At 47.8% G+C, this 18,689-nt stretch carries 27 protein-coding genes; 22 read left to right on the top strand and 5 right to left on the bottom strand.

What is annotated here, in order from left to right:
• Positions 1 to 34: 34 nt before the first annotated feature.
• Genes BGO59_RS08875 through BGO59_RS08860 form a run of 4 tightly spaced genes read right to left on the bottom strand, consistent with a single transcriptional unit; the run spans position 35 to position 3,915 of the window.
• Positions 35 to 1,978 carry a hypothetical protein gene (locus tag BGO59_RS08875; protein WP_293683267.1) on the bottom strand — a complete coding sequence of 648 codons (1,944 nt, stop codon included), beginning with the start codon at positions 1,976 to 1,978 and terminating at the stop codon, positions 35 to 37.
• A gap of 50 nt (positions 1,979 to 2,028) precedes the next feature.
• Positions 2,029 to 2,577 carry a DUF4468 domain-containing protein gene (locus BGO59_RS08870; protein ID WP_293683266.1) on the bottom strand — a complete coding sequence of 183 codons (549 nt, stop codon included), beginning with the start codon at positions 2,575 to 2,577 and terminating at the stop codon, positions 2,029 to 2,031.
• Between the two features lie 29 nt (positions 2,578 to 2,606).
• Complete coding sequence (locus BGO59_RS08865; RefSeq protein ID WP_293683265.1) at positions 2,607 to 3,170, bottom strand: hypothetical protein; 564 nt, start codon at positions 3,168 to 3,170, stop codon at positions 2,607 to 2,609.
• Positions 3,171 to 3,201: 31 nt separating this feature from the next.
• Entirely contained in the window at positions 3,202 to 3,915 is a 714-nt protein-coding gene (locus tag BGO59_RS08860; protein WP_293683264.1) for a LexA family transcriptional regulator, read from the bottom strand.
• Positions 3,916 to 4,250: 335 nt separating this feature from the next.
• Between BGO59_RS08860 and BGO59_RS08855 the strand changes: the two genes are divergently transcribed.
• From BGO59_RS08855 to BGO59_RS08750, 22 genes are all read left to right on the top strand, one after another.
• Positions 4,251 to 5,021 carry a phage antirepressor KilAC domain-containing protein gene (locus BGO59_RS08855; RefSeq protein WP_293683263.1) on the top strand — a complete coding sequence of 257 codons (771 nt, stop codon included), beginning with the start codon at positions 4,251 to 4,253 and terminating at the stop codon, positions 5,019 to 5,021.
• Positions 5,022 to 5,033: 12 nt separating this feature from the next.
• The gene (locus BGO59_RS08850; RefSeq protein ID WP_293683262.1) at positions 5,034 to 5,216 is read left to right on the top strand and encodes a hypothetical protein; all 183 of its coding nucleotides are present in this window, start codon (positions 5,034 to 5,036) and stop codon (positions 5,214 to 5,216) included.
• Positions 5,213 to 5,536: a helix-turn-helix domain-containing protein gene (locus BGO59_RS08845; protein ID WP_293683261.1), complete on the top strand. Its 324-nt coding sequence runs from the start codon at positions 5,213 to 5,215 to the stop codon at positions 5,534 to 5,536. The genes BGO59_RS08850 and BGO59_RS08845 overlap by 4 nt, the downstream gene beginning before the upstream one ends.
• A 160-nt stretch (positions 5,537 to 5,696) precedes the next feature.
• Entirely contained in the window at positions 5,697 to 5,987 is a 291-nt protein-coding gene (locus BGO59_RS08840; protein ID WP_293683260.1) for a hypothetical protein, read from the top strand.
• 96 nt (positions 5,988 to 6,083) lie between these two features.
• Positions 6,084 to 6,263 carry a hypothetical protein gene (locus BGO59_RS08835; RefSeq protein ID WP_293683259.1) on the top strand — a complete coding sequence of 60 codons (180 nt, stop codon included), beginning with the start codon at positions 6,084 to 6,086 and terminating at the stop codon, positions 6,261 to 6,263.
• A 103-nt stretch (positions 6,264 to 6,366) separates the two neighbouring features.
• The gene (locus tag BGO59_RS08830; protein WP_293683258.1) at positions 6,367 to 6,522 is read left to right on the top strand and encodes a hypothetical protein; all 156 of its coding nucleotides are present in this window, start codon (positions 6,367 to 6,369) and stop codon (positions 6,520 to 6,522) included.
• Positions 6,488 to 7,303: a hypothetical protein gene (locus BGO59_RS08825; protein ID WP_293683257.1), complete on the top strand. Its 816-nt coding sequence runs from the start codon at positions 6,488 to 6,490 to the stop codon at positions 7,301 to 7,303. The genes BGO59_RS08830 and BGO59_RS08825 overlap by 35 nt, the downstream gene beginning before the upstream one ends.
• A gap of 11 nt (positions 7,304 to 7,314) precedes the next feature.
• Positions 7,315 to 7,734: a hypothetical protein gene (locus BGO59_RS08820; protein ID WP_293683256.1), complete on the top strand. Its 420-nt coding sequence runs from the start codon at positions 7,315 to 7,317 to the stop codon at positions 7,732 to 7,734.
• A 10-nt stretch (positions 7,735 to 7,744) separates the two neighbouring features.
• Positions 7,745 to 7,942, top strand: a complete 198-nt coding sequence (locus BGO59_RS08815; RefSeq protein WP_293683255.1) for a hypothetical protein — start codon at positions 7,745 to 7,747, stop codon at positions 7,940 to 7,942.
• Positions 7,939 to 8,589 carry a hypothetical protein gene (locus tag BGO59_RS08810; protein WP_293683254.1) on the top strand — a complete coding sequence of 217 codons (651 nt, stop codon included), beginning with the start codon at positions 7,939 to 7,941 and terminating at the stop codon, positions 8,587 to 8,589. Before BGO59_RS08815 ends, BGO59_RS08810 begins: the two co-directional genes overlap by 4 nt.
• A gap of 18 nt (positions 8,590 to 8,607) precedes the next feature.
• Positions 8,608 to 9,048: a hypothetical protein gene (locus BGO59_RS08805; RefSeq protein WP_293683253.1), complete on the top strand. Its 441-nt coding sequence runs from the start codon at positions 8,608 to 8,610 to the stop codon at positions 9,046 to 9,048.
• Between the two features lie 55 nt (positions 9,049 to 9,103).
• Positions 9,104 to 9,808: a hypothetical protein gene (locus BGO59_RS08800; RefSeq protein ID WP_293683252.1), complete on the top strand. Its 705-nt coding sequence runs from the start codon at positions 9,104 to 9,106 to the stop codon at positions 9,806 to 9,808.
• Positions 9,809 to 10,010: 202 nt separating this feature from the next.
• Complete coding sequence (locus tag BGO59_RS08795; protein WP_293683251.1) at positions 10,011 to 10,391, top strand: hypothetical protein; 381 nt, start codon at positions 10,011 to 10,013, stop codon at positions 10,389 to 10,391.
• A 39-nt stretch (positions 10,392 to 10,430) separates the two neighbouring features.
• Entirely contained in the window at positions 10,431 to 11,363 is a 933-nt protein-coding gene (locus tag BGO59_RS08790; RefSeq protein ID WP_293683250.1) for an Lrp/AsnC family transcriptional regulator, read from the top strand.
• On the top strand, positions 11,245 to 12,192 hold the full coding sequence (locus tag BGO59_RS08785; protein WP_293683249.1) for an AAA family ATPase: 948 nt from the start codon (positions 11,245 to 11,247) through the stop codon (positions 12,190 to 12,192). Before BGO59_RS08790 ends, BGO59_RS08785 begins: the two co-directional genes overlap by 119 nt.
• Before the next feature lie 78 nt (positions 12,193 to 12,270).
• The gene (locus tag BGO59_RS08780; RefSeq protein ID WP_293683248.1) at positions 12,271 to 12,801 is read left to right on the top strand and encodes a hypothetical protein; all 531 of its coding nucleotides are present in this window, start codon (positions 12,271 to 12,273) and stop codon (positions 12,799 to 12,801) included.
• A 5-nt stretch (positions 12,802 to 12,806) separates the two neighbouring features.
• Positions 12,807 to 14,180: a DEAD/DEAH box helicase gene (locus BGO59_RS08775; protein WP_293683247.1), complete on the top strand. Its 1,374-nt coding sequence runs from the start codon at positions 12,807 to 12,809 to the stop codon at positions 14,178 to 14,180.
• Complete coding sequence (locus tag BGO59_RS08770) at positions 14,171 to 15,169, top strand: DNA methyltransferase (RefSeq protein WP_293683246.1); 999 nt, start codon at positions 14,171 to 14,173, stop codon at positions 15,167 to 15,169. Before BGO59_RS08775 ends, BGO59_RS08770 begins: the two co-directional genes overlap by 10 nt.
• A 5-nt stretch (positions 15,170 to 15,174) precedes the next feature.
• Positions 15,175 to 15,411 (top strand): hypothetical protein, encoded by a 237-nt coding sequence (locus BGO59_RS08765; RefSeq protein WP_293683245.1) that lies wholly within the window; start codon positions 15,175 to 15,177, stop codon positions 15,409 to 15,411.
• A gap of 2 nt (positions 15,412 to 15,413) precedes the next feature.
• Positions 15,414 to 16,394 (top strand): DUF5131 family protein, encoded by a 981-nt coding sequence (locus tag BGO59_RS08760; protein ID WP_293683244.1) that lies wholly within the window; start codon positions 15,414 to 15,416, stop codon positions 16,392 to 16,394.
• Positions 16,391 to 16,831: a hypothetical protein gene (locus BGO59_RS08755; protein WP_293683243.1), complete on the top strand. Its 441-nt coding sequence runs from the start codon at positions 16,391 to 16,393 to the stop codon at positions 16,829 to 16,831. Before BGO59_RS08760 ends, BGO59_RS08755 begins: the two co-directional genes overlap by 4 nt.
• 7 nt (positions 16,832 to 16,838) lie before the next feature.
• Positions 16,839 to 18,446 carry a DNA cytosine methyltransferase gene (locus tag BGO59_RS08750; protein WP_293683242.1) on the top strand — a complete coding sequence of 536 codons (1,608 nt, stop codon included), beginning with the start codon at positions 16,839 to 16,841 and terminating at the stop codon, positions 18,444 to 18,446.
• On the opposite strand, the gene BGO59_RS08745 is transcribed toward BGO59_RS08750, so the two are convergent.
• The gene (locus tag BGO59_RS08745) at positions 18,414 to 18,689 is read right to left on the bottom strand and encodes a hypothetical protein (protein ID WP_293683241.1); all 276 of its coding nucleotides are present in this window, start codon (positions 18,687 to 18,689) and stop codon (positions 18,414 to 18,416) included. The two genes, BGO59_RS08750 and BGO59_RS08745, sit on opposite strands and share 33 nt — an antisense overlap.

The raw sequence follows: 18,689 nt of genomic DNA, 5'->3' as shown, positions 1-18,689 counted from the left end.
AACCCCACTTTACTAAGCGGTGGTTTTTAAAAGCTTACTTATTAGAGGTTTTTAGTAATTGATCTAATTGTGCCTGTTGTTTTTCCAGACGCTTCTCCTGCTCAATCGCATGCAGCGTCAGCTCCTCGATCTTCTGAAGCAGGAGCGCATTCATCTTGACCAGATCCACCCCTTTACTGGCTACCTCCTCGGCCGATGGTACATCCGGCAAATGCCCGTTCTGCTGTACATAACGTTCGATAGCAGGCAGTGACTTGAGCGAATAGCCAGGCGTAAAGACCTTATCACTCCACTGGGCCGGATCCTGAATGCGGAGCTGGTATCGGGCCTTGACGACGTTGCCCTGGCCATCGACCGTTAGAAACTGATCACTCTGATGAGTCGTTCGACTATTATCTGTTAGGCTCGATAGCTTTAAGCCACTTTGATCGGGTTTATCGCTGACCACTTCCAGCCGGGCCGTGGGTGCTGAGGTACCGATGCCCACGTTCACCCCATTGCCTAAGATCATAGCGTTGCTGACAGCTACGCGGGAGTTGGAACCGATGGCGATGGCATTTTGTAGGCCATCGATGGCCTGGGCGTTGTAGCCCATCAACACATTATCGTCACCTGTAGAGATTGCGGTACCAGAAGAAGGGCCGATGATGATGTTGTTAGAACCTGTACTATTGTAGCCTGCTTTGAACCCTAGGAATGTATTATTTCCTCCTGTAAAATTGTTGAAGCCAGCCTTACTCCCTACATAGACATTATTAGAAGTTACGCTTTTAAATCCAGAAGAATCCCCAACAGTTACATTATAATTACCGTACTGATTATTAAAAGAAGCTTGAGAGCCAACGGCTACATTGGCATTGCCTGTTTTAATAAAATAGCCACTGGCATTACCCACGAAGGTATTTCGTATACCTGTCGTCATAAATAAACCTTTAAATACGCCATCGCCCTCACCACCGGCTCCTGACCCTAAAAATGTATTATAAGAGCCTGATGTATTTCGTGCCCCTGTACCATTACCTAAAAATGTATTGAATGCACCTGATTGATTGAATTGGCCGGATTTATAGCCTATCATCGTATTGGCATATCCAGTAGGATCGGCAGATGTCGTATTAGGTGGCGGCTCAAAGCTGGCCCCCGCAGCGAGGCCAATAAAAATGTTATAATTCGCCTGGTTATTATAGCCTGAACTACCACCAATAAAAACATTGCTGTTACCAGCTGTATTACTGATTCCGCTACTATTACCCAGATAGATATTTCCCCCTCCACTTGTATTGGAGTAACCAGCCTGTTCGCCAGCAAAAATATTACTCCCTCCTGTGGTATTGGCCATGCCACTGTTATGACCTAAAAAGATATTTGAATTTCCAGTGGTGTTGGATTTACCCGAAGCTGAACCAATAAAAACGTTACTAAAACCGGTAGAATTTGCTTTGCCAGATTCGGTGCCAACAAAGGTATTATCGGAGGCTGTTTCATTATTAGTGCCGGCATAACTACCCAGAAACGTATTGTTATTTCCTGTCGTGTTAACATAGCCAGAATAAGCGCCAAGAAATGAATTGCCTCCACCCGTAGAATTTAAGTTACCCGAAACGGCCCCAATAAACGTATTACCAGTAGCAGTATTCCAAACACCTGTATTATTTCCAAGAAAGGTATTCTGGTAACCACTTACATTGTGCGTACCGGACCCAAGCCCTACAAAGGTGTTGTACGCTCCAGATATATTGCTGCGTCCGGTAGTATAGCCAATAAACACATTGCCTTCTCCACTAGTCGTATTAGAACCAGTCCCAGCACCCAAAAAGACATTGTACCCAGCCGTTGTGATGGCAGTACCAGAATTAGGCCCAACTAAAACGTTATTATTACCCGGTATAGCCGAGTTAGGTGATGTCGCTACATAGTTATTCTGGGCAACGATAGGAAAAGATATGATGATACTTAAAAAAGTAAACAGGTTTTTCATGGACAGGAAGAGTTGAGGCTGTGTACAAAATCACTCGTTTAAGACTGGGATTATCTTGGCACGCTTGCTACTTCTGAGCGAATAAATCCGTCAATACTTTCCAGAATAGTTATCACTTTTTGATCAATCGCTTCGTATTGAAGTCGGGCCCGCTTTTTACTTATATCGGTATTGCGGACCTCAATTGGATGAGGTGTAGGCTGCCCCTGCATGACAAAATTAGTTAGCGTTACCCGGTAAGCATTGTCATAGCATTCGATGCTTGCTGAATACTGAACGCTGGGCAGATTCACGTAAAGGCGTTTCTCCTGAAGCGAAACACTGGCAATTGATCCATAGGTGATAATGTCGCCCAGCATATTATCACTGATTGAAAGTGCAGCCGAAGGATCAGGCACATGAAATGCGGCCCACCGGCGGGCTTGACGAAATATATCCTCCCGACTGGCTCTTACCTGCTGGGTTGCCTGGTAACTACCTTTGCCATATTGTATCGGTATAATACCAAGGAGTTTATTCGACTCAATTTCAGTAGGGATAAAGCGACCGCAGCCCGTTAATAGGACAGCCAATACAAGGAATGTATAAGTCCATTTCATTTTTCAGGAAGGATTGAGGGTGGAGAAAATTAATGTGTAATTATTTTGAAATCTTTGTTAAGCACATAATAGAGAGTGTCTAATGTGTTCTTATTATCAGCAGTCAGTTTTGTAAATGTCTTTGAGAAATAATAGATTTTAGGATCGTCTTTTCGAGCCTTCATCTTTATTTCTAATAGAGAATCTAAGCGCACATAATAATTTACAGAATCGCTAAGCTCCTTTAATTTGGCTAAAGATTCATCTACTCTATTTTTATCATACTCAGAAGCTTTTCCATTTATTTCTCCACCAAGCTTCATTAATTCAATTTTAGATTTTGCAACCTCATTAGTTGCTAAGAAAGCTTGATGAAAAGCATTCATCATATTACTATATCGATCATGGGTAAGAGAGTCTACTTTGTCCTGACCCACCATTTTAAAATCAACTGTTTTTATATCAAATATTTTTAAAGGGATATTAGCCTTAAAAGCCATGTCCTCATAATGCTTTCGAATGCTATCATCCATTTTTGAGCATAGTTGCTCTTTAGAAGGTTCGCAGTTTAAAAGCAGGGGTATGACCAATAAAAAAGTAAAGGTGTTTTTCATATCAGGAAGGTTACGGTGTAGGTTTTCTATGTTAATGTTTCGGTCGATTCATATCAAATTCTATATTATATAACTGCACAATTTCTTCTACTGGAATCGGCTGGACAGGATTGAAATTATTGTTATCGGCGCGCGTATAAATCAATCCTTTTTCAATGCGCTCAAAAAATTTAATAATCAATCCATCGTGCGTTTGAAAGACATAGACTTTCCCCTTCTTAAGCCAACTCGCATCTTCCAGCATTGTACAAACAATGTATGTTCCAGGTAAATAGGTTGGAAACATTGAAAAGCCTTCTATTTCAAAACCAAAACATTCACCCTGAATAAAGGGCATACTACCTCGTTGAATCATACTGGGAAATACTCGTTTTGCAAAACCTCTGATGAACCCAGCTTCTGCTTTGGCTGGTACCCACCACATGTTTAGCTTCGAGCTACTCCCCTTATGCTTGGCATTATATGGCGAATGAAACTCAGGTTCGGTTTCATCATCTGGTTCATCATGTTCCAACTGCGCTATTCTATCAAACTCCTCTTCTGACAAACCAAGTTTTGCCAACATTTCACCTCGGTACCGCTTGCTGAAGGGACTTTCCTTCATGAGTACAATCAATTGATTGCGCGAAAGTCCTAAGTCGGATGCAAAATCCTCCTGCTTGATACCTCTCTGGCGTAGCGTTTTCTTAAGCCATTTGCCTTCGTGTATTGACATTGTAATTACTTCATCAAAAAAATTTTCCATAATGCATTGACACGATATAAAATGTAATTACATTTGCACATGTCAATGTAATGACAACGCTTGACAGTGAAATGACAAACGTATGACAAGCAAAGATAATAATCCAAGGCAGATGAGCAAGCGGTCAAAAAGCCTACGCTCGCGGTTCAGATCGGCATATGAACGGTTGAATCATACCCAACGGCAAGTAGCTCAAAAATCATTCTGTGAGGCCCATCATGTCACAGCTGGAACATTTCGTAACAAAATGAATGGATTTACCTCGCTTTTTGAGGCTGAAGTTGATTGGATGGAGTCGTACGATCCTTATGCCCAACCTTTAACTGCTTAAGTCTATGCAACTTCAATTCGACGAAATAGCCCTAAACGTTCGCCCTCATGCTGTGCATGAATGGGCATTGACAACCGCTGAGGTAGCTGCTGGATTCGGCGTTGATGATGGGAATATCCGTTATCATAAGTCTGTTCACACAGATGAATTGATTGAAGGAAAGCATTTCGTCAGCGTTAGGAATCCTAACGCCGTTGGAAATCAAGCCGAAACGTGGTGGACAAAACGGGGTGTGGTTCGACTTGGTTTTTTTATCAAATCAGACCGAGCTAAACGCTTTCGAGATTGGGCAGAAGATTTAGTTGTGGCAAAAACGGCAGAAGCCCCTTCCCTGCCCCAAACCTATAAGGAAGCCCTGCAAGCGCTTTTAGTGGAGGTCGAACAGAAAGAGCTTCTTCTGGCAGAAAACGAAGCGTTACGCCCAAAGGCCCTATACGCCGATGCGGTTCTTTCCTCTACGACCGAACTGACCACGACGGTTATTGCGCAGGAACTGGGCATGAGTGCCATTAAACTCAACAAACACCTGCACATGGCAGGTGTGCAGTACAAACAGCGCGGCACGTGGGTGCTCTATTCCGTCCACGTCGATAAGGACTACGCACATCTGAAAACCCACGCTTATACCGACAGTGCAGGCAAGCCTCAAACCAAACACTATTTGGTGTGGACCGAAAAAGGGCGCGAGTTTATTCACCGCACGCTGAATAGAAAACTGATCCAGTCAACGAGCCTAACCGCTGTCCGGCTGGGTTTGCCGACCGCCAACGCCTAACCTTCGACTGTTATGCCTTTTCTCACCCCCGCCCGCCAGCAAAAAGAAAAACGCAACGAAGCGATCATCGCCCAATACCAGCGCCAGATCCGAAAAGGAAGCATGAAAACGGCCGTGCTGAGCCATCTGGCCCAGAAATACGGACTGAGTCAATCGAGCATTCAAAAGATTACCCAAATCCTGCGCCAGCCATGACTAACCCGTTCGACGAATTACAGGCCCAGCTTAACCGAATGGAAGGGCTGGTAAACCACCTGATCGGCCTCGTTCAGGCGTTCCAGTCGGCTTCGGCGGTGGACGAGAATTTGCCATTGGACGTGGAAGGAGCCGCCAAAGTACTGGGCATTGCGCCCGGAACGGTGTATCAGAACATTAGCCAGATCCCTCACCAGAAGCGGCACGGCCGGCTCTATTTCTATAAGCCTGAGCTGCTGGCGTATTTAAATTCTGGCAGTCCGGTGGATGTATCGACCGTGCTGCATTCAACACGCAAGAAAAAGGCGAAAGCCATGTAACTCTTGCCCAATAAAAGGGGAAGCTGTAGCCAGGTTAATAGCCTAGCTATCTCTATGGTGTGGATAAAAAGGGAGTAAGGCCAGGGGCCTTTTGCCGCTGGCCTTCTTTGTTCACCCTACCCCGCCCTAAAAATTTACAGTTAACTAATAATCAATTCACATGAGCGCCAAAAAAGCTAAGCAACTCCGAGCAGACCTACGGAATGAAATTTTCCCGTCGGTTCAGGAAACGGTACACGTGGAAGCGGTCACCCAGTACGACCCACGCTTTCCCTTTGATCTGACCAAAGCGAAAATTCTTCCCGAAAAAACCTATCAGGTCGAGGTAAATCATAAACGACGAATCCGCTCTATTGTACGCTCCACCCGTCTGTCCGTAGCTGATGCGATCGGTCTTTACAAAAAGCGACTCGAAAAGAAAGCGGTCAAGAAGAAGCGTATTTCGGCCTAACAGGCATCCTATAAAGACCTGAGCCCAGCAAGTGCCAGGCTCAGGTGCAAAACTTCAAATATTTTCAAGATCAAAGCTATGCAAAACAAGCAACAAATGAAACGCCCGATGAGCCCCGCTCAAGTGCAGCTGATGATGGCCGAGCGGTACCAGTACCTGATGAAAACGCTGGGTATTGGCAGCATCACGGCCCAGCTGGCGGGGTCGGCTATTCTCTCGGATTTACAGGTACAGGTTCAAAATCAAACCCAAGCCCAAGCCAAAGCCCGGTCATGAAAAAGTTAGCACGTTCCTACGACTGGGTTACCATCGTCACCTGGTCGGGCATACTAATCCTGAGCGCCTTCTTCGCTGGCTACCTCTACTGCTCCTTTGCGCGATGAAACGATTCTTAGGTGATCTGCTCTACGATAATCTGGTCATTGCGCTATGCATGGCCGGGTTCCTACTGATGCTGCACTGCTATCTGGTACGCCACTATCGAACAATCAATTCTCATCATGCATCCGCTCCTTTCCCCTACCACTCACGCTGACCTAAAGATTCTGGCCGATCAGCTGACAGCTTCCAAGTATTGCGATAACAGCGACGAGACCTATTTGAAACTGTTTCTGGGTACAACCCTGGGCCTGACCGTACTGGAATCCCTGCATGGGGTGAGTGTGGTTAATAATCAAACAGTGCTGGAACGGGGTCTTACGGAACGGGTCCTGAAGCGAAATAGCTACAGCGTGGAAACGGCTACGACGGCTACGGCTTGCACGGTATCGCTCAAAAAAGCGGGGCGTCTGGTAGGCAGTCTAACCGCGGATCAGGCTGAGTTCAATCCACCCCTGGCCGCCCGGCCCCTGTACGATCATCTACTGGCTAAGCTGGTCTGGGAGTACTTGCCCGATCTGTTTGGTCATAAGTTTTCCATAAAAAACGAGGTCAAAGAAGCCCCTACCGTTTCCGCCCCTGTGGTGGCTAAAACGGTGGAGGCTGTCAAGCAACATGTACCGGGCCTGACCACGGCGGATCAGATTCCACCGGTGGAGGAGAAAAAGCAGCGTCATCCGCACAAGCTGGAACTGGCCGAACGTTCGAAACTACTCAGCGACTGGCAAAACCGAGTCGATGGGTTGTCGTCTGATTTCCCCGCTGACTGGGATGAACATGCCCTGAAACTAAAGGATCTGGACTTTCTACCTCAGGCTGAATTTAAAGCCAACTGGGAGGGCCTCAAAGTCCGCGCTCGCGAAAAAGGACTGGGTTATAACAGCGTGACGCGCCGGTTCTACATGCTCAACTATACTCCGCACGTAGCGGCTGTTTAACTCCACATCCTATGAATACGCAACATACACCGGGTCCTTGGGTGCCAATTTACAACGAAGCCAAACATGAGTTGGAGGTTCGGGGGCCTGTTTTGGAAGGTGCTCCAACAGGATGTGCGCCCATTGTGGTTTTTAAACAGCACCGAAGCGGACCACGGAAAGGGCAGGAACAGGGTTGGAAGGATTTTAATCTACAAACTCTTGCGAATGCTCAATTGATTGCTGCGGCTCCTAGCCTTCTGGATACTGCTCAGGCATTAGTTGCTCAGTTAAACGAAAGTTATACAGCAGAATATGAGGCTGCAAGCTGGCATAACAACAATGTCCCTGGAGTTGGGCAAACTATTGCATATGCTACTTATCCGGTGAAAAGCCCATTAGTTGTCGCGCTTGAGCAGGCTATTCAAATGGCCTTAAAAATCCAAACTTGATCTACACCCTATGCCCCTCTACGCAACCATAACGGGCTTGTCTGGTGAAGCACTGGCAAACCCCCGAAGTACCCTGGCTATCCAGTTTCCGCAGCGCGTTAGCTATGCGCTCAATACGAAAGGAGTGCCTGTTGTCTATTCCTTTTCGCCCTCTATTGCTGAATACGCACGCTGTTTCACGTATGCCAAAACCAAACCAAAATCATGAAATGGATCAATTTAAATGACCGAAAACCAGTGGAGGGGCTTATTACCCTGTTCATGGACAATGCGAATTTCCCCCGCCTGATGATTTATAAAGATGGCGGTTATATGCCTGCTGACAATCTGGAGCGCAGTGTGGACCTGGTTCGATGGCTGGATGAAGAAGCTGAACCTACGCAGGATCCTAAACTGGAGCGAATTGTTAAAGAGCATGAGCAAATCATTCACACGTTCCACTGTGGTGATCTGGCTAAGAAAATTCAGGCCATTCTCAATCATTACAAACACGACGCGGCTCAGGCCATATCGGAACGCAAGCGCATGAATCAGGAAACGCTGGTCTATTTCCGATCCGTGATCATGTGCGCTGAAATGGTGGGCATGGGTGGCACCCATCACGAAAAGGATGCCCGGCTTCGGGGGATGATTGAACTATTGAACCAGGCCATTAAAAAGCTTCAGGACGAAGACCACAATTCGCTACTGGATAACTGGGGGTATGGCTTTGGGGGACGGTCTGACTATCCCTACCGCTCCCTGCTGGACGATATGCGCCAACTCAAACGAGAAAATGAGGAGCTGAAAAAGCAGCTTCACACGTTTGAGGGCAAGACTCCTTCCCGCCATCCCAACGATGATTTACCAATTTAAAAAACCCCTTTTATTACGATGCAAAACCAATTATTTGCCGACATCCCTTTGTCAGAACGCAAACGCTACCTGAGCGATAACTGCGACCGTGTCGAGGAGCTGGAATACCTCAAGCCCTACGAATCGGATGATCTGAATCAGCTCAAGGATTCGTACACCGACGTCAGTATCCAGATTGCCAAGCTGGAGGCTGAAAAGAAAAAACTTACCGATGAGTTCAATAAAACGCTGAAAGAACTCAAAGGCAAAGCGGGTATAACACTGCTGTATCTGCGTAACAAAGCCGAGCAGGTCACCGAGCCCTGTTATATGTTCTTCGATACCGAGGCTAAGATCGTCGGCTATTACAACGCCGAAGGACGGCTGGTCAGCTCCCGACCCATGCGGCCTGGTGAAAATCAGCAAACCGTGTTTGGTCTCACGCGGGGCGATGAGTTCAAAACGGGCACCAACGACTAAAAACGCTTACCCTACTAAGCGTTTATTTCCTCACATTTTTTACAACTAATTATTTATGAAACCAGAAATCAAACTCGAGCTGGCTGGCACTAACGAAATCATTTTCCGGGAAGGCAAAGCGCTGGAAGTGCGGGAACCGCTACAACTCGACATCGAAGGCGTACTGGACAGCCCGCTCCAGTGGCTTTCCAAACGCGTGAGTCTGATCGATCAGAAACAAAGTCATATTTTGGTCAACCGGGATAAGTTGTCGATCAAACTGGACATTGGCGAACAGGATTACTTCGGACCCACCATTGAAGGCAAACTGGAACTGCATCCCATGTTTGTCCGATTTGGCATCAACACCGAGCGCTATTTGTCCAATTTCGACATGGCCAAGCTGTTTAAAATGAATCGTTCTGCCTTCGAGGTTCAATCAACCGCCATGAGCCTGGTTTCGGACCTTCAGAACTTCAAGGCGAAGGTTCAGCGTGAAATCGAAAAGGCAACTGATAACCGGGGCAATGCGACCGACCTACGCAATCAGGCCGTTCAAAGTAATCTGCCGGAGAGTTTCAATCTGAATGTTCCCATTTTCAAAGGAACGCCGAAGCGAATAGTCGAAGTAGAGGTCTATATCAAGCCTGATGATCTGTCGTGTACACTGGTATCAGCCCAGGCAAACGATCTGATCGAAGAAATGCGCGATTTTGAGATCGACAAGGTCCTGGACAGCATTCGGGAGATTGCGCCGGACATCGCCATTATCGAGCAGTAGTAGTGAAGTGTCATTACGTCTACGACAAGGAAGTTGGCAAGGTGCTCATTCCTGGTTGCTATGGTAGTGCCATCTACGGCCCTCACCGCTGCACCTGCCGACTTCCTGTCTTACCAGATCCAAAAGATCAACTGATCCGTGAACTGGAAAAAGAAAACGCACGATTGAACCGAATTATCAAACGACTTTTAAATCATTAACTATGCTTCTTTTCACGGGTATCAAAATCGCCCTCATCGTTGTAGCACTGGCCATGCTGGTTGTTGGCTGGCTCCTTTACAAAACGCTGTCTGCTGTTAAGCTCGACGCTGAGGATAAGCGCCCCTACGGGCTGACAGCAATCGAATTTGCCGAGCAGACGATTGTCATCGCCAAGGATCAGCCTGAGTACCGGCCCCTGCCTGCCTACATCCGGGAAGGGACCGAAGGCATCAGGATTACGTGTTGGCAGCTATCGCCCCTGGACCGACTTAAACTTCTCTTAACAGGCAAGCTCTGGTGTTCAGTCTGGACATTTAACCAGACCCTGCAACCCCTGTTCTTTTCGGTCAACAAGGCTGATATGGGGTTTGAATCGAAGTAACGTATAGTGTATAGAGTTAGGTATTTTTAGTGGATTTTCATGAAGGGTATTTGGGTTGATTCCGTCATTTTACGGCTTGGCCGAACCAGCGCTGAAACGCTACTGCTGGCCCGGATCTGCTACCGGGCGGCTATAGCGAAAGATGGTCTATGTCACGATAGCAACAAAGAGTTATCGGCGGCTATCGGCATCCATGCCCAGAGCGTTTCGGATCTGGTTCGTAAGCTGGACAAGGAAGGCATCATTCAGGCTACCATCTTGGGTCAGCGGGCCAACGCCCGTACCATTGGCCCATTGCCGCACCTGGTTACCCCCTATAAGGAAAATGCTGATAGGTATAAGGAAATTACGGACAGTGACTATAAAGAAATTCCTTATAGTGCCCCTAATCCACCGCCTGATCTATCAGGAAATTCCTTAGACCCTATAAGGAATTTCCTTACACCCTATAAGCCGATTCCTTATAGCTTATATAAGGATAGAAAACCTTTAGAAAACCCATTTAAAACTTTTCTAGCACATACAGCGGGCGAAGGGTCTGTTTCAACGCCTACCGGCGAACAAAAAAAAACAGACCCTCCCCCCCGCCCCCTCCCAAAACATGGCGAGTCTTTCACGCTCAAAAGCGATTCGGAAAAACTGAACGTGCCCTACTCGAGCTGGAAAACGATCTACCTGCTGGAGGGCAACGAAACCGAACTGAGAAAGCTATGGATGGACCTTACCGACGAAGAGCGAGAAAAAGCGTTGGAACATACCCCAAGATACATGCTCTCTAACGAGCTGGGTTATTTGAAAGCCCCCGCCAATTACCTGCTAAAAAAAGAGTTTAACATCCCAATCATCAAGCGCAATGGAAACGCCAAAACTCACCCCTTCCAACCCAGTCGGACAAGCGGCCCAAAAATTCCCGTTTCCGCCCAGTCCTCTGGATCAACCGGAAAGGGTTTTAACCGTAAAGCTTCCAGCTAACTGCGGCTATCCGTCCTCCGCCTGGCCTCAGCTCAATGAGGAGGAAGAGCAGGATTGGTTGATTCAGAATCTGCCCTCGCTACTGGTAGCTGGCCAGAAAGCCAAGCATCATATCTTGGAGCGGGAAAAACTATCCCAGAAAATTGCCCTTGCTTCGTTTGTGCCGGATACCGCTGAACTGTTGATGGCCGAGGTGAAAAAACGGGCTGAGGTAATGGCACGGGAAAAGTTCTGGCCCAAACCGTTTACACTAACGGAGTGGAATGAGCACATTTACCAAACCCTCTGCCTGTATTTCACCGGAGATGCCCGCTTTGAAACCGAAGGCGCTGAGCTGATGGGACTTGAACCCGGTGCGTTTTCACTCAAAAAAGGAATTCTGCTCTGCGGCCCCAAGGGCGTGGGCAAGTCGGATATGTTAGAGCTTTTTGCCCGCAATCCCTATGCGCCCTTTGTTACGGTTTCCTGCGTTTCGCTGGCCAGTGATTACGCCAAAAAAGACGAAGGAGGTCCGACCTTAATCGATCGCTATGCGGGCATGATCCCTAGTCCATCCGGCTCTAAATATTACGGCCATACCCATTTAGGATTGCATCTGGACGACTTTGGCGCTGAAGGGGAGGCTACTTATATGGGCAACCGGGTGAATCTGCTGGATATTCTGCTACAAACCCGATACCGCGTCGCCCGCGGCCCTTACACGCATCTGACCAGTAATGCCAGTGAAGATGCAATTAAGCAGGCCTACGACGGCCGGGTATATGACCGCATGATTCAAATGTTCAACCTGATCGAATTCGACCCCGCAGCGCCCAGCCTGCGCGAATAACGCTTTCCAAACTCATTTCCTGCCCCTTTTTAGCAGTTTACCTGCTTTGGGAGCACTCACCCTAAAATCAATTTTGCGATGCCAACCCCCGCCTATTTAGTCGGAAAATCCTCGGAAAAAGGCTTCACCCCCATGGGTGAAAAACACCTTGCCCAAACCGATATTTCGAATCTGGTGCCCTGCAAACTATTCGGCAAATCGATCATTGTGCCGACGACCGCCTTTGTTCGGCCTCACACCCTCGACCGCTACGTGGCCCGTCAGGCTGCGCTGGGCATTGTTGTTCAAACGCCCAAAGGGATTACGGTCAATCCCGTCTCGGTCTTACCAGAGCCGCCCATTGATCGCTATGTACGTAAGACGTCTTCCCGCCCGGTGATCTGTCTGAACGATGGGCGCTTTTTTCACACTGTACTCAGTGCGGGTAAGCATTACCGGCTCTCCTCCCAGTCGATTGGCTACTGCGCCAGAGAAGTGACCCATCAGGCGAAGGGCTACAAATTCCGGTATGCTACACCGGAAGAAATCGAGCGCTATGATAAGGATCCAGCCGGGTGGCAATATGAGGGGGAACTGGTGAAGATATTATCGGACGGTAAACGCAAATAAGAGCCATGCAGGACTATCAAACCTTTTTACAACAAAAATCGCACCTGGTTGGCTCATTTGGTTTTAAATCCATCTGGCTGCCAGACTCGATGTTTGATCATCAGAAGTACACCGCTGACTGGACGATTCGAAAAGGCAGAGGGGCCAATTTCGTCGATACGGGCCTGGGTAAAACGATCATTCAACTGGTGGTTGCCCATAACATTGTCCGAAAGACTTCCAAACGAGTGCTAATCCTTACCCCGTTAGCGGTTGCGTTCCAATTCGTTTCTGAAGCCCAAAAGTTTGGCATTGAAGGCGTTGAATACTCAAAAGATGGCCGCTATAAAGGTGAAATCATCATTGCCAACTATGAACGGCTACACTATTTCGCCAGTCAGGATTTCGAAGCGGTTATTCTCGACGAAAGTAGTATTCTGAAAAACTTTGAAGGGGCGACCAAAAACCTGATTACCTCTTTTGTCAAACAGGTTAAATACCGCATCCTGTCGACGGCCACACCAGCCCCCAATGACTACACTGAACTGGGTACGAGTTCCGAGGCCCTGGGCTATCTGGGGTATATGGATATGCTGACGCGGTTCTTTAAAAACAATGAAGACACCATCAGTCCCGCTAACATCGGTACGGAATGGATTCTAAAAAACCACGCCCGGGAGAATTTCTGGAAATGGGTTTCCAGTTGGAGTTTATCGGTTCGCAAACCAAGTGATCTGGGGTTTTCTGATGAAAACTTCCAGTTGCCTGAATTAATTATTAACGACCATGTGGTGAAAAACAAACAGCCGCTGGCCGTCGGTGGTCAGATGCAACTGTTTGCCATGGAAGCCAAAAACTTTCAGCAATTGCGGGCCGAAAGCCGGGCCACGCTCGAGCATCGATGCGAGAAAGCGGTCGAACTGGCCAGATCGCACGACACGAGTGTTTACTGGACCAACCTCAATGATGAAGCCGATCTGATTGAATCGCTGGACTCCTCAGCCCGCCAGATTAAGGGTACCATGTCCATTGATCAAAAAGAGGAATTACTTGTGTCCTTTTCCAGGGGCGAACTAAAAAAGCTCATCACTAAGCCTAGTATTACCGCCTTTGGACTCAACTGGCAACACTGTGCCCATACGACCTATTTTCCGACGCATTCCTATGAACAGTGGTATCAGGCTGTCCGCCGATTCTGGCGATTTGGCCAAACGCGCGATGTTGTAGCCGACCGGATTTGCAGTGATGGTCAAACCCGTGTGCTGCTATCGCTTTCGGCCAAAGCCACTAAAGCCGCCGAAATGACGGCCCAGCTCAACCGGTTCCTGCATCAGGATTACACCATTTCGGCTACTCCGTTTTCGAAACCTGTCCAACTTCCTAGCTTCCTATGCGCATGATCAAAGACCAGCTTCTTACCGATACGTATGCGATCTATAACAGCGATTGCATGTACGTACTACCAACCCTGCCCGATGCTAGTATTGATCTGAGTATCTATTCTCCGCCTTTTGCGGGGCTCTATAACTACTCCAGTTCGGAAAATGATTTCAGCAACTGCGAATCCAAAGAGCAGTTTTTGGCCCAGTACGAATTCTTAATCGAACAGATGGGCCGGGTAACTAAGCCAGGCCGCATGACGATTGTGCATTGCCAGCACATTCCAGAAAAAGGCAATAAGCTCTGGCACTTTCCAAGTCATATTCTGGAAATGCACGAACGCCATGGCTTTGAATTCTTCGACGAACGCTATATCTGGAAAGAGCCGCTGGCCGTCGCACTCCGAACGCGGGCTCAAGGCCTTCAGCATAAATGGGTCGTGAAAGATTCGACCAAAACACGGTCGGCTCTGGGTGATATATTGATGATCTTCCGAAAGAAGGGGGAGAATCAAGTTCCGGTCACCCATCCGAAAGGCTTCACCCGCTACGCGGGCGCTATACCTGTCCCCCCCTATCTGGAGCATTTATATGGGAATTGGGGGGCACTCGTCGATAGGTATAAAAACTGCCAGGACCCTCGCGAAAACAAGATGAGTCAAATCATCTTCCGTCGCTATGCTTCGGTTTTCTGGGATGATATCCGGGTGGATAACGTGTTGTCCTATAAAGAAGGCAAGGATGAGGATGACGAAAAGCACGTTCATCCGCTCCAGCTCGATGTGATTGACCGGTGTATGGATATGTATTCCAATCCGGGCGAAGTAGTTCTGACTCCCTTTATGGGTGTTGGCTCCGAGGTCTACGGAGCAGTTAGTTACGGCCGCTTTGGGATTGGTATCGAGCTTAAGGAAAGCTACTACAAACAGGCCATTAAGAACCTGAAAGATGTAAAAAGCCGGTTCGCGGCTGATGATGCAGCTACCCTTTTTGATTCACAATCCATATAACTATCATGGCAAACACCAATTTCACCCCAGAACAGCAGGCTTTCATTGACGAATGGGAACGAACGGCCGATTGCCGCAATACGCCCGAAATGGTCTGTCCTCATTGCTTTGGCACCCTTGGCGACTCGTGGGCCTACGAAGACGATGAGGGCGAATTGGCCTGTCCCTATGACGACTGTGGCAAGGTCTTTTCCTATGAACGTCGAACAGTCGTTACCTACTCTACTTCAATACCTTCTTAATCATGGCTGAATCAACAAAAATTAGCTGGACCTCTGCCACCTGGAATGTGGCCCGCGGCTGCTCAAAGGTGAGTGAAGGCTGCAAAAACTGCTATATGTACCGGGATAGTCTGGACAATACCCGCTACGATGCCAAACGGGTTACACGGACTAAAACCGTATTCGACAATCCATTAAAGTGGAAAGAGCCTAAACTGATCTTTACCTCTTCGCTGACGGATGTATTTCACGAAGATATCTTCCCCTTCATTCATGAAGTGTTTCGCATCATCTACCTGTGTCGAAACCTGCATATTTTCCAGATGCTCACCAAGCGACCGGAAAATATTATCCCTGCGCTCAAAAAAGCCTACGAACAGGCCTGTGAACTAGGTAGCGACAATTCAGACTATTTGAATCTGGCGGTATGGCTTGAAGCCTGGTTAAACGGCCATCCGCCAAGCTGCGTCTGGCTGGGTGTGAGCATCGAGTCAGATGAGTATATCGAGCGGGGCATGTTACTACGTCGAATACCCGCCCATATTCGGTTTATTTCTTTCGAGCCCATGCTGGAAGAAATCACGCCCGGCCGGTTACTGCTTACTTATGTGCATAACTGCCCCCATACCAGTGGGGCGTGTTATGGTAATACGTGGGCATGCTGTGCCTGTGAACTGCCCACCCCTCCCTCAGAGGAACTCCCCCCGATTGATTGGGTCATTCTGGGTGGCGAATCGGGTAACAATCAGGGAAAGTACACCTACCGACCTTGTCAGGTCGATTGGATTGAGCAGTTGGCTTATCAGTTTCAGCAAATCGGAACAGCTGTTTTTATTAAACAACTCGGTACGCACTTATCGAAAGAGCTGGGCTTGACTGATCGGCATGGCACTGACCCGAGTGAATGGCCAGAACATTTACAGATTCAGGACTTTCCTGCCATCGATCATGCCGCCCTACTCGCTGCCTGTGGGAAGTACGAAGTTAAATCAGACACAAAATGAAACCAGAACATAAAGTGTGCTCATTTGAGCAAAGCGTAGAACTTGCTTTGCTTGGTATTGATCAGGAATTGCAGCCCGGGGACAGCTACTGGGTAACACTCTCAAGCGGAGAGAATCGATGCTTCTATTTGTCAGAAAACGAAGATTTGCCCCCTGTCATGTATCAGCCTAAACGTGCTTTCGATGCGACTGAATTGGGATTCCTTTTGATTCGAGGGGTTGCCACAAGATTGCCTCAATGGAACGAAAAGAAGCGCGCATTCTCAATTGTGCTGTTTCCGAATAGCGAAATGGAAAAAACGATTTGTTCGACAAGTGAGTCTGTTGCCAGGGCTGAACAATTATTGTGGCTATTAGATCAGCGAATCCTTGTCGCTGAGGAGGTCAACCAATCCATAAGGGCTTTACGCTCACTACAAACCTTATCCTACACCTAGTTTTAGCATGAGCAATCTTATTCATCCATCCGATATTACTTTAAGTGACGATTTTTGTGGTTGTGGCGGCTCTACGCAGGGCGCAAAACAAGTAAAAGGTGTACGGGTCAAATATGCTCGTAATCATTGGAAGCTTGCTGTTGATAGCCATAATACCAACCATCCGGATACGGATCATGACTGCGTAAACATTTCCGAAACCCACCCTGCTCGGTACGAACGGACGAATATTTACATTGCTTCACCTGAATGTACCTATCATAGTCAGGCTGGCGGCCGTAAAACCAAAAATCTAGCTCAAACCGACCTATTCAGTCCACAGGTTTTCGACGAAAAGGCAGTCAAAAGCCGCGCAACGATGTGGGATGTCGTTACGTTTGCCGAATACCATCGTCATGACGTCGTTATTATCGAGAACGTCGTGCGTGTTCGCGCCTGGCCACTTTTTGATACCTGGCTGAAAGCGATGCACAAATTAGGTTATCTACATGAGTGCGTTTACATGAACGCCATGTTTGCGCACGGCCCTGATATTGTTCATTATGCTCCGCAGAGCCGTGACCGAATCTATATTGTTTTTTGGCGAAAGGGGAATAAGAAGCCTAATTTACGATTTACCCCTAAGGCTCCCTGTATACGCTGCGGAGTGGTTGAGGCTGTTCAATCCTGGAAGCCGGGTTGTATCGATAAGACCTATGGCCCCAAAGGTGGATATGTGTACCGATGTCCGAATTGTTATCAGGAAGTATTGCCCTATTACTATGCAGCTGTGAATTGTCTTGACTTATCAATTCCAATGGTAAAGATTGGCGATCGGGTAGCTAATAAGATGGCCCCTTTGTCGCCAAATACGATCGCCAGAATTGAGTATGGCTTAAAGAAATATGGATTACGTCCAACTATTCTTGATCAGCGCAATCAGCATGGCTCGTTAGGTTCGCGGATTCGTGGAGCGGAAACCGAAGTACTCAATGCGCAGACGACAGGTTTCAGTAGTTACCTGTTTGCTCCGTTCCTGTTTAATATGTCGCACACCAAATCGGCCCACAAAGCGTACGGGCTTGATGAAGCTTTATTTACTCAGACTACGCAGCAGAGCGCGGGGCTGGCCATGCCAGGGTTTATGCCGATCCATCGAGGGAAGAGTTTGACGCATCAACTAACCGACCCCCTGTCGACAGTATCAGCTGGCGGCATACATAGTAGTATTGTTTTGGCGCCATCGGCCATTTTGACAATGCGTGGTTCGCGAAGCCTTGACGGTATAACTGATCCATTGGCAGCGCAAACAACCAGTATACAAAATTGGCTGATGAGCGCAACCCCATTTTTGACACCTTACCATGGTGTTAACAATGCCCGTTTAGCAACCGATCCAGTTTCGACTATACCTACCAAAGACAGTGTATCATTGGTTGAGGCTCATAATCAGCCCGATATTAATGAATGCTACTTTCGGATGTTGCAGCCCAAGGAAACAGCTAAAGCGCAAGGCTTTCCTGATGATTATGTAATTCTAGGTAACAAAGAGGATCAGCAGATTCAAATTGGCAATGCGAATCCACCTTCAACGATGGAATGGTTAGTGGGGCGTGCTGTTGAGTCCCTGCTCTGACGCTTTCGGCGCTGGCCGCTCCCCTGCGAACTGGACATTTTCAGGCAACAGCCCCTCTTTGATCAGATAGGGCACCATCGTATCAAACTGCTTATAGTGCAGCGGACTCCAGTTGATGTCAGGGGGGAGTTGATCGACTGTTGTGAGCGACCAGCCAACACCGACCTTTCGCCGGATGTGATGGCCCGATACACGTAAATACAAATCACCATTCCCCGCATTACAAAATAAGTCTCCTTCCAT

This window comes from Spirosoma sp. 48-14 (assembly GCF_001898575.1).
GTDB lineage: Bacteria > Bacteroidota > Bacteroidia > Cytophagales > Spirosomataceae > Spirosoma.
The sequence above is the reverse complement of the archived record's forward strand: the minus strand, read 5'-3'. Positions and strand labels throughout refer to the sequence as shown.

What these genes read in the sequence shown, in the direction of transcription:
- BGO59_RS08815 (WP_293683255.1), top strand. Translation starts at nt 7,745, where the DNA reads ATGCCCCTCTACGCAACCATAACGGGCTTGTCTGGTGAAGCACTGGCA.
- BGO59_RS08785 (WP_293683249.1), top strand. Translation starts at nt 11,245, where the DNA reads ATGGAAACGCCAAAACTCACCCCTTCCAACCCAGTCGGACAAGCGGCC.
- BGO59_RS08840 (WP_293683260.1), top strand. Translation starts at nt 5,697, where the DNA reads ATGAGCGCCAAAAAAGCTAAGCAACTCCGAGCAGACCTACGGAATGAA.
- BGO59_RS08750 (WP_293683242.1), top strand. Translation starts at nt 16,839, where the DNA reads ATGAGCAATCTTATTCATCCATCCGATATTACTTTAAGTGACGATTTT.
- BGO59_RS08805 (WP_293683253.1), top strand. Translation starts at nt 8,608, where the DNA reads ATGCAAAACCAATTATTTGCCGACATCCCTTTGTCAGAACGCAAACGC.
- BGO59_RS08825 (WP_293683257.1), top strand. Translation starts at nt 6,488, where the DNA reads ATGCATCCGCTCCTTTCCCCTACCACTCACGCTGACCTAAAGATTCTG.
- BGO59_RS08860 (WP_293683264.1), bottom strand. Translation starts at nt 3,915, where the DNA reads ATGGAAAATTTTTTTGATGAAGTAATTACAATGTCAATACACGAAGGC.
- BGO59_RS08855 (WP_293683263.1), top strand. Translation starts at nt 4,251, where the DNA reads ATGCAACTTCAATTCGACGAAATAGCCCTAAACGTTCGCCCTCATGCT.
- BGO59_RS08845 (WP_293683261.1), top strand. Translation starts at nt 5,213, where the DNA reads ATGACTAACCCGTTCGACGAATTACAGGCCCAGCTTAACCGAATGGAA.
- BGO59_RS08835 (WP_293683259.1), top strand. Translation starts at nt 6,084, where the DNA reads ATGAAACGCCCGATGAGCCCCGCTCAAGTGCAGCTGATGATGGCCGAG.
- BGO59_RS08790 (WP_293683250.1), top strand. Translation starts at nt 10,431, where the DNA reads ATGAAGGGTATTTGGGTTGATTCCGTCATTTTACGGCTTGGCCGAACC.
- BGO59_RS08780 (WP_293683248.1), top strand. Translation starts at nt 12,271, where the DNA reads ATGCCAACCCCCGCCTATTTAGTCGGAAAATCCTCGGAAAAAGGCTTC.
- BGO59_RS08795 (WP_293683251.1), top strand. Translation starts at nt 10,011, where the DNA reads ATGCTTCTTTTCACGGGTATCAAAATCGCCCTCATCGTTGTAGCACTG.
- BGO59_RS08810 (WP_293683254.1), top strand. Translation starts at nt 7,939, where the DNA reads ATGAAATGGATCAATTTAAATGACCGAAAACCAGTGGAGGGGCTTATT.
- BGO59_RS08770 (WP_293683246.1), top strand. Translation starts at nt 14,171, where the DNA reads ATGCGCATGATCAAAGACCAGCTTCTTACCGATACGTATGCGATCTAT.
- BGO59_RS08875 (WP_293683267.1), bottom strand. Translation starts at nt 1,978, where the DNA reads ATGAAAAACCTGTTTACTTTTTTAAGTATCATCATATCTTTTCCTATC.
- BGO59_RS08830 (WP_293683258.1), top strand. Translation starts at nt 6,367, where the DNA reads ATGAAACGATTCTTAGGTGATCTGCTCTACGATAATCTGGTCATTGCG.
- BGO59_RS08800 (WP_293683252.1), top strand. Translation starts at nt 9,104, where the DNA reads ATGAAACCAGAAATCAAACTCGAGCTGGCTGGCACTAACGAAATCATT.
- BGO59_RS08820 (WP_293683256.1), top strand. Translation starts at nt 7,315, where the DNA reads ATGAATACGCAACATACACCGGGTCCTTGGGTGCCAATTTACAACGAA.
- BGO59_RS08745 (WP_293683241.1), bottom strand. Translation starts at nt 18,689, where the DNA reads ATGGAAGGAGACTTATTTTGTAATGCGGGGAATGGTGATTTGTATTTA.
- BGO59_RS08775 (WP_293683247.1), top strand. Translation starts at nt 12,807, where the DNA reads ATGCAGGACTATCAAACCTTTTTACAACAAAAATCGCACCTGGTTGGC.
- BGO59_RS08765 (WP_293683245.1), top strand. Translation starts at nt 15,175, where the DNA reads ATGGCAAACACCAATTTCACCCCAGAACAGCAGGCTTTCATTGACGAA.
- BGO59_RS08870 (WP_293683266.1), bottom strand. Translation starts at nt 2,577, where the DNA reads ATGAAATGGACTTATACATTCCTTGTATTGGCTGTCCTATTAACGGGC.
- BGO59_RS08865 (WP_293683265.1), bottom strand. Translation starts at nt 3,170, where the DNA reads ATGAAAAACACCTTTACTTTTTTATTGGTCATACCCCTGCTTTTAAAC.
- BGO59_RS08760 (WP_293683244.1), top strand. Translation starts at nt 15,414, where the DNA reads ATGGCTGAATCAACAAAAATTAGCTGGACCTCTGCCACCTGGAATGTG.
- BGO59_RS08850 (WP_293683262.1), top strand. Translation starts at nt 5,034, where the DNA reads ATGCCTTTTCTCACCCCCGCCCGCCAGCAAAAAGAAAAACGCAACGAA.
- BGO59_RS08755 (WP_293683243.1), top strand. Translation starts at nt 16,391, where the DNA reads ATGAAACCAGAACATAAAGTGTGCTCATTTGAGCAAAGCGTAGAACTT.